The 8,231-nt window shown below is 66.5% G+C and carries 8 protein-coding genes; 7 read left to right on the forward strand and 1 reads right to left on the reverse strand.

Annotation, left to right across the window (positions count from 1 at the left end):
- Positions 1–128: 128 nt before the first annotated feature.
- On the reverse strand, positions 129–1,685 hold the full coding sequence (locus tag PCK14_RS19090; RefSeq protein ID WP_269940106.1) for an MFS transporter: 1,557 nt from the start codon (positions 1,683–1,685) through the stop codon (positions 129–131).
- A 78-nt stretch (positions 1,686–1,763) separates the two neighbouring features.
- Here PCK14_RS19090 and PCK14_RS19095 point away from each other — a divergent pair, with 78 nt between their 5' ends.
- The 7 genes from PCK14_RS19095 (at position 1,764) to PCK14_RS19125 (ending at position 8,193) form a co-directional block, all read left to right on the forward strand.
- Positions 1,764–2,330, forward strand: a complete 567-nt coding sequence (locus tag PCK14_RS19095; protein ID WP_269940107.1) for a TetR/AcrR family transcriptional regulator — start codon at positions 1,764–1,766, stop codon at positions 2,328–2,330.
- Between the two features lie 38 nt (positions 2,331–2,368).
- A complete protein-coding gene (locus tag PCK14_RS19100; RefSeq protein ID WP_269940108.1) occupies positions 2,369–2,818 on the forward strand; it encodes an FAS1-like dehydratase domain-containing protein in 450 nt (149 codons plus the stop codon).
- A complete protein-coding gene (locus tag PCK14_RS19105; RefSeq protein ID WP_269940109.1) occupies positions 2,818–3,249 on the forward strand; it encodes a MaoC family dehydratase in 432 nt (143 codons plus the stop codon). The genes PCK14_RS19100 and PCK14_RS19105 overlap by 1 nt, the downstream gene beginning before the upstream one ends.
- Positions 3,246–4,574: an MFS transporter gene (locus PCK14_RS19110; RefSeq protein ID WP_269940110.1), complete on the forward strand. Its 1,329-nt coding sequence runs from the start codon at positions 3,246–3,248 to the stop codon at positions 4,572–4,574. The genes PCK14_RS19105 and PCK14_RS19110 overlap by 4 nt, the downstream gene beginning before the upstream one ends.
- Positions 4,571–5,656, forward strand: coding sequence for a UDP-N-acetylmuramate dehydrogenase (locus PCK14_RS19115; RefSeq protein ID WP_269940111.1), 1,086 nt, complete (start codon positions 4,571–4,573; stop codon positions 5,654–5,656). The genes PCK14_RS19110 and PCK14_RS19115 overlap by 4 nt, the downstream gene beginning before the upstream one ends.
- 251 nt (positions 5,657–5,907) lie before the next feature.
- Complete coding sequence (locus PCK14_RS19120) at positions 5,908–7,035, forward strand: fatty acid desaturase family protein (RefSeq protein ID WP_269940112.1); 1,128 nt, start codon at positions 5,908–5,910, stop codon at positions 7,033–7,035.
- A 27-nt stretch (positions 7,036–7,062) separates the two neighbouring features.
- Entirely contained in the window at positions 7,063–8,193 is a 1,131-nt protein-coding gene (locus PCK14_RS19125) for a winged helix DNA-binding domain-containing protein (RefSeq protein WP_269940113.1), read from the forward strand.
- Positions 8,194–8,231: the final 38 nt, after the last annotated feature.

Consider the following 8,231-nt stretch of genomic DNA (forward strand, 5'->3'; position numbering starts at 1 on the left):
AGGTGAGTCTGGCATTAGCGTGGGACATGGGAACCTCCGGACCGTGAAGGATTAGACAACTCCACTAAGCCCGGAGGCTCCCCCTTTTTTCAAGACCCGAGCGTCACCAACCTCATGGCCAAGTACACCTAGTGCTCCACGGGCTCCGGGCTGGCCACGGCCGTCCGCAGGGTCCAGAGGCACATGACCGCAGCAAGCAGCATGAGCGACATGCTGACCAGGGCCACCGTGGCGGAGCCCGAATCGAAGGCGTGCTTGGCCGATGCCAGCAGGGCCTCACCCTGCTGTGCCGGCAGGCCGCCTGCCACCTCAATGGCGCCGCCCAGTGTCTGGGAGGCAGTGTCATGGTCGGCTGCCGAAACACCCTGGGGAACCACCACGTTCATGCGGTACGCGGCTGCCAGGATGCTGCCCAGCACGGCGGTGCCCAGGACCGAGCCCACCTCGTAGGCCGTCTCCGAAATGGCGGAGGCGGCACCGGCCTTGGCCGGGGGAGCGGCGGAGAGGATCAGGTCGTTGGAGATGGTCTCCGCGGTGCCCACGCCGGCGCCCAGCACCACGAACGCGGCAATGATGCCGGCCACGGAGCCGTTGGTGTTCAGCGCAACGATCAGGAACGCCAAGGCGTTGAGCAGCAGGCCGCCGGCCACCAGCCAGGACTGGCGGAAGCGGCTGGCCAGCGATGCTGCCACGAGCCCGGAGATGATGGTGATGGCCAGGCCGGGAACCAGCACGTAGGCGGCGTGTGTGGGGGAGAGTCCCACCACGAGCTGCAGGTGCTGGGTGATGAAGTACAGGAACCCGACCAGCGAGAAGATGCTCAGCAGGTTTGCGCTGACGCTGCCGCTGAACACGGGGTTCTTGAACAGCGTCACGTCCATCATGGGGTTGGCGCGGCGCAGCTGGCGGCGCACAAACATGGCACCCAGGCCAAGCCCCAGGGCGATGAGGGCCACGTTGGTTCCGGACAGGCCGGACTGGGCAATTTCCTTGATGCCGAAGATTGCCGGGACCATGGCGCCGAAGGACAGCACGATGCTCCACACATCAATCTTGCCGGGCAGCGGGTCCTTGGATTCAGGCACGAAGATGGGCGCCAGGATCAGCAGCGGCACCAGGACCGGGACGCTCATCAGGAACACTGCGCCCCACCAGAAGTGCTCCAGGATGAATCCGCCCACGATCGGGCCCAGGGCGGCACCACCGGAGAAGCCGGCTGCCCAGATGGCGATGGCACGGCGGCGCTGGGCCGGGTTCAGGAACAAGTTGCGGATCAGCGACAGCGTCGAGGGCATGAGCATGGCGCCAAAGAGGCCCAGCAATGCGCGGTAGCCAATCAGTGCTCCGGCGGAAGGCGCAAAGGCGGCGAACGCTGACACCACGGCGAAGCCAGTGCTGCCGATCAGCAGCATGCGGCGGCGACCAAACCTGTCGGCCATGCTGCCCATGGGCACCAGGAGGGCTGCCAGAACCAAGGGGTAGACGTCAATGATCCACAGCAGCTCCGAGGCCGACGGTGTCAGTGCCAGGGAGATGGAGGGGATCGCGAAGCTCAGCACGGTGTTGTCCACCGAGACCAGCAGGACGGGCAGCATGAGGACCGCCAGTGCGATCCAGGTGCGGACGCCTGCGCGTGGAGTCGACTCGGTCAAGCTGTTCTTGGGTGTGGTTGCTGTTGTCGCCATGTCACGATTCTATACCGTCCAGCCGGTACAGTAAACCGTCCGGACGGTGTAGTTCATCACCTCTTGTAAGGTTGAGCAATGACTACTCAACGCTCCGCCCGCGACAGGGTGCTTTCGGCCTACGAGGACCTGCTGATCAGCGACGGTCCCCAGGCCGCGACACTTGACGCCGTTGCCTCGGCGGCGGGCGTGTCCAAGGGTGGCCTGCTCTACCACTTCAAGAGCAAGGATGCGCTGACCGAGGGGCTGCTGGCGAAGCTGCGCGAATGTGCCGAGCTGGATTTTGCCGCCATGGCCGAGGATCCCGAGGGCTGCGCCAAGTACTACGTCCGCACCAGCGTCTTTGGCGACACCCCCTTCGACCGGGCCATCGTCGCCGCCCACCGCCTGATTCAAAGTGATGACGACGCCGTCCGGCACGTTTTCACCGAACTCCATGCCCGTTGGTTCGAGCTGATCCTGGGCGACATCGGAGATCCGGCCGTGGCCCGCGCCGTCATGCTGCTCGGTGATGGCCTGTACTTCAATGCCACTCTCTTTGGCTTCCCAACCGGGGTTGCAAGCACGGCCAACGCGCAGGAAACTGTGGACGTTGCCTCACTCCTTGAGGTTGTGGACAGGATGCGGTCCGACGCGCGGTCGTAGTGTGCAACGGCCCGCATCCGGGCTATAGGCTTGAATGCATGACCATCAATCCCGAATTGCAGGGGCGCAGCTACCGCCTCGGCGAGGCCTACAGCGTTGGGCGCGAATCCATCCGTGACTTCGCCCGTGCCGTCAAGGCCACCCACGCCGCCCATTTTGACGTTGCCGCAGCCCAGGCCCTGGGCCACGCGGACCTCGTGGCCCCGCCCACCTACGCCATCATCGTGGCCCAGCGTGCCGACGCGCTGCTGATCAACGACGCCGACTCCGGGATCGACTTCTCCCGCGTGGTCCACGCCGAACAGCGCTTCACCCACCACCGCGCCATCGTGGCCGGCGACGAGCTCGTCGCCGAACTCCATGTGGACGGTGTCCGCGGCATGGGCGGCGGCGCCATGATCACCACCCGCGCAGAAATTTCAACGGTCGACGGCGATGCTGTCGCCACCACGGTTTCCGCCATCCTGGTGCGCGGGGAGGGACAGTAATGAGCGTCAACATCTCAGATTTGGCCGTGGGCACCGAGATCGGCTCACGCTCCATCGAAGTCACCCGCGCGGACCTGGTCAAGTATGCCGGGGCCTCGGGGGACTTCAACCCGATCCACTGGAACGACCGCTTTGCCCGCGAGGTTGAGCTGCCCGGCGTCATTGCCCACGGCATGTTCACCATGGGCGCGGCAGTGCAGCTGGTGACCGACTGGATCGGCGACCCCGCCGCCGTCGTCTCCTACGGCACCCGCTTCACCAAGCCCGTCCCTGTCGCAGACCTCGACGGCGGCCCCGGTGCGGTGGTTGAGGTGGCCGGCGTCGTCGGTGCGCTCGATGCCGAGGCCGGCACTGCCCGCATTGATTTGACTGTCACCCTCGACGGCCAGAAGGTACTGGTGAAGGCGCAAGCCACGGTCCGCCTGGCGTGAACCAGGTCGCTGCCTGGCGCAACGGTGTCATCACCGCCTACGCCGGTTCCGGGCTGGTCTTTGCCACCTGGGTCTCCCGCATCCCGGCCATCCGTGACGACCTTGGGCTGAGTGCGGGCCAGGTGGGGCTCATGCTGCTGTGCATGTCCCTGGGCTCGTTTGTTTCCGTGGCCAGCTCCGGCCTCATTGTGCTCCGCCTGGGCTCCAAGTTGACCACCCGGCTGGGCAGCGTCATCCAGGCCGTGGGCGTCATCGTCATGGGCCTGGGCGCCACGGTGTTCTCGGAAGCCCTCGTGGTGGGCGCCGGCCTGGTGGTCGTGGGCCTCGGCACAGGCAGCTGGAACACCGCCTCAAACATTGAAGGAGCCGCCGTCGAACGGGCGCTGGGGCGGCACATCATGCCTCGCCTGCACGGCTCGTTCAGCATCGGCACAGTGGTGGGTGCCGGGCTCGGCGCGCTGGCCGCGTCCATCCACCTGCCCGTTGCCATCCACCTTTCAGTTGTTGCGGTCGTTGTCAGCGTCGCTGTAGTCATTGGGGCCGGCCACTACCAGGCCGACAAGTTCAACCACGCCGCCTCCATGGTGGATGTCAGCGACGCCAGCGCCGTTCCCGGCACGGGCCCCATCCCGATTGTTGGCGCCAAGGGCACGGTTGCCAGCCCCGCAAGGGACGAGGCCAAGGATGCGTCGGCGGCCAAGCGCGACGGCAAGGCAAAGATCGCCGCCGCCTGGCGGGACCCGCGCACCCTGATGCTGGGTGTCCTGGTGCTGGGCCTGGGCCTGGCAGAGGGCGCGGCCGGCGACTGGGTGGCGCTGGCCCTCGTGGACGGTTACGGCACCAAGGACTCCATTGGTGCCATCGGCTACGGCATCTTCGTCTCCGCCATGACCATTGGCCGCTTCGCCGGGACAGTGGTCCTGGACAGGTACGGCCGCGTCATGGTGCTGCGTGTTGGAGCCGCCCTGGCAGTCATTGGGCTGGGCCTGTTTGTGTTTGCGCCTTCGGCCCAGATTGCCCTGGGGGCACTGGTCCTGTGGGGCCTGGGCTCCGCGCTGGGCTTCCCCGTGGCCATGTCCGCCGCGTCCGACGATCCGGCGCACGCTGCCGCAAGGGTCTCAGTGGTCTCCACCGTGGGCTATGGCGCCTTCCTGGGCGGCCCGCCGCTGCTGGGCCTGCTGGCCGAGCACGTGGGCGTGCTGCATTCGCTGCTGGCCGTGCTTGGATTGCTCGTCGTGGCCTTCTTCCTGACGCCCGTGGTGCGCAAGCCGAAGTACCTCCAGGACGCGGGCAAGGCGCCCACTGCGGCTAATGTTGAACTGTGAATGCGCAAAAGTCCCTCAGTTCCCTGACCACCCTTGAGGTGGGCGGTCCCGCCCGCAACTTCGTCACGGCAACCAGCGAGGCGGAGATCATCGCCGCGGTCCGGGCCGCCGACGACGCGGGCGAGCCCCTGCTGATCATTGGCGGCGGTTCCAACCTGGTGGTCTCGGATGAGGGCTTCGCCGGCACTGTCCTGCAGATCGCCAGCACGGGCTTTGCAGCCGATTCACAAGACTCCTGCGGTGGTGCCTCCGTGGTGGTCCAGGCCGGCCACAACTGGGACGACTTTGTCCACCAGAGCGTGCTCCACGCCTGGAGCGGCATTGAAGCACTCTCCGGCATTCCCGGCAGCGCCGGGGCCACGCCCGTGCAGAACGTGGGCGCCTACGGCTGTGAGGTGTCCCAGACCATTGCCGCCGTGCGCACCTGGGACCGGGAAAACAACGCGGTCCGCACCTTCACCAACCATGAGCTCCAGTTCGGCTACCGTGACTCGCTGCTCAAGGCGGCCACCGTCAACGGGTCCCCGCGCTTTGTGGTCCTCACGGTTGAGTTCCAGCTGCTGCTGGGCCGCATGAGCGCCCCCGTGAAGTACGCCGAGCTGGCACGCCGCCTCGGCGTCGAGGCTGGCCAGCGCGCCAACTCCCTCGAGCTGCGCCGCACCGTGCTGGAGCTGCGCGCCTCCAAGGGCATGGTCCTGGACCCGGCCGACCGCGACACCTTCTCCACCGGCTCCTTCTTCACCAACCCGATCGTCAGCGCCGAGGCCGCCGCGGCCCTGCCCGAGGACGCCCCGCGATGGCCCGCCGGGGACCTGGTCAAGCTCAGCGCCGCCTGGCTCATCGAGCATGCAGGGTTCTCCAAGGGCTGGGGCCTTGCCGGGGAGCTGTCCGCCGGGACGGACGACGCCGGGACCCCGCCGCGCGCCTCCCTCTCCAGCAAGCACACCCTCGCCATCACGAACCGTGGCGGTGCCAGCGCCGAGGACATCCTGGCGATTGCGCGGGCGGTGCGGGACGGCGTCGTGCGCGAATTCGGCATCACCCTGGTACCGGAGCCGGTCCTGGTGGGCTGCACGCTCTAATTGCCGGGCCTGTCGCCGGTGGCCGAGCCTGTCCCCGGTGGTCGAGCCTGTCCCCGTTGGTCGAGCCTGTCGAGACCCAGGATTTCGACAAGCTCAATCACCGGCAAACCCCACCCCGTACCCCGGTAGGGGGTCAAGACGGCTCCCGGGTGTGATGTGTGCCGCGGGGGAAATTCCTAGTGTTAATGGAAAGATTCCGATTTTTCTATTCACCGGCCCTCCCCTGGGCGGACCGGCACAAGGAGCCCCCCATGTCGTCGGCAACACTTGACAACCCGGATGTACTGGACGAAGGCGATGTCCTCACCAAGCCGGTGCGGAAACGCCCGGCCCGCGACCGCCATGTCACCGACTTCATTGCGCTGACCGAGCAAGTTCGCGCAACCGGCCTGATGGAGCGCGACATCAAGTGGTACGTGACCCGATTCGCCCGCCAGGCCGTCGGCTACCTGATGGTCCTTGCCTTGTTCCTGACGCTGGGGCAGTCCTGGTGGCAGCTGATCACGGCCGTGCTGCTTGGCTTCATGTGCACGCACACAGCCTTCATCTCCCACGATGCCGCCCACCGCCAGGTGTTTGCCTCGGCCAAGAAGAACGCCTGGCTGGCCCGCATTGCCGGCAACTTGTTTGTTGGCATGAGCTACGGCTGGTGGATGAACAAGCACGGCAAGCACCACCTGAACCCGAACAAGATTGGTGTGGACGGGGACATTGATCCCGGCGTCATCGTCTTCGACCCCGACAACGCCGCCAAGCGCAGTGGCTTCGCCAAGTGGTTCGCCGCCCGCCAGGGTTACTTCCTCTTCCCGCTGCTGACGCTCGTTGCCCTAGACCTGCACATTGCCTCGGTGAAGCGCGTCCTTGACCGCAAGCAGATTGTGCCCGAGCGCCCGGCCGAGATCGCCCTGCTGGTTGTCCGCCTGGTGCTGCTGCCGGCCTTCACCATCTTCTTCCTTGGCTGGGGCCTCGGTTTGGCCTTCATTGCCGTTCACGTCATGACGCTTGGCGTGTACATGGGTGGCTCGTTCGCCCCCAACCACAAGGGCATGCCGCTGGTTCCCAAAGATGTCAAGATCGACTTCATGCGCCGCCAGACCCTCATGAGCCGCAACATCACCGGCGGCTGGTGGGTTGATGCAGGCATGGGCGGGCTGAACTACCAGATCGAACACCACTTGTTCCCCACCATGTCCTCCAGGAACCTGAAGGCCGTCCAGCCCATGGTCCGCCAGTACTGCGCCGAGCGGAACATCACCTACACGGAAACCACCCTGGGCCAGTCGTACATGATCGTGATGCGCTACCTGAACCGTGTGGGCCTGGGCCAGCGCGACCCGTTCGAATGCCCCATCACGGCAAACATGCGCACCGCCCGCTGACACAAACGTTTGGGCTAGATTGGGGGCATGAGCACCAGCGTCACCCCCGCCATCCTGGCCCGCTTGCGGCTCGCAGCCCAAGGAATCCTGCCAACGTCCACCGTCCCCGCACCGGGGCCGGTGGACGTTGTGCGTTCACTGACTGCGCTGCAGGGCCAGGACTTCCCGGGCGCGCTGTGGTCAATCGGCCTGCGCGCGCCTGGCAGCACCCGCGCGTCGGTGGAGGCAGCGTTCAACGGCGGCGAGTTGGTGAGGTCCTGGCCCATGCGGGGCACGCTGCACGTGACGCTCGCCGAGGACCTGGGCTGGATCCTGTCCCTCACAGCCGAGCGCATGCTCAAAAGCCTGTCCACGCGCCACCGCCAGCTGGAAATTGCCGCGCAGGACGTGGAGCAGGTGCGCGAGCTTGCCCTGGCGCTGCTGGAACAGGCGGGCGGCCGTGCAAGCCGGGACCAGCTGTTTGCCGCCTGGGAACAGGCCGGCCAGGCAACCAAGGCCCAGCGCGGCTACCACCTCTTGTTTCTGCTCTGTCTCCAAGGCAGCCTGGTGCAGGGGCCCATCAACTCTGCGGCCGGCAACGGCAACTCACAATTCTTTATCAACTCTGGGGCCTGGATCAAAAGCCCGCGCACCATGGACCGCGGTGACGCCCTTGCCGAGCTGGCACTGCGGTACTTCCGCGGCCACGGCCCGGCCACCATCAACGACTTCCAGTGGTGGAGCAAGCTCACGCTCAAGGACATCAAGACGGGCCTGGACGGGGCAGCACACGGACTGGAGACCATTGAGTGCGGCGGGGCAACCCACTACCTGGCTCCGGAGACGGCTGAGCTGCTGGGCGGAACCGTTGCGGGCGCCAGGTCGGTGCTCCTGCTGCCGGGCTTTGACGAATACCTGCTGGGCTACACCGACCGCAGCGCAGCCCTGGCCACCGAGCACGCCAACTTGACCGTGCCCGGTGGCAATGGCATCTTCAAGGCGACTGTCGTTGCCGGCGGCCGGGTTGCCGGGACCTGGCGCAAGGCACAAGGGACGGCGGAGAAGCAAAGGCAACGTGCCGGCGCGGTGCTTCCGGAACTGTTTGACGGGCTGACGCCGAACCAGGACAAGGCCCTGGGAAAAGCCGCGGAGGCCTATGCGAAGTTCCTCGGCACATGAAAAGGCCTCGACGGGCCCGGCCACAGGTGGCCGGGCCC

Source organism: Arthrobacter sp. HY1533 (assembly GCF_027568515.1).
Taxonomy (GTDB): domain Bacteria; phylum Actinomycetota; class Actinomycetes; order Actinomycetales; family Micrococcaceae; genus Specibacter.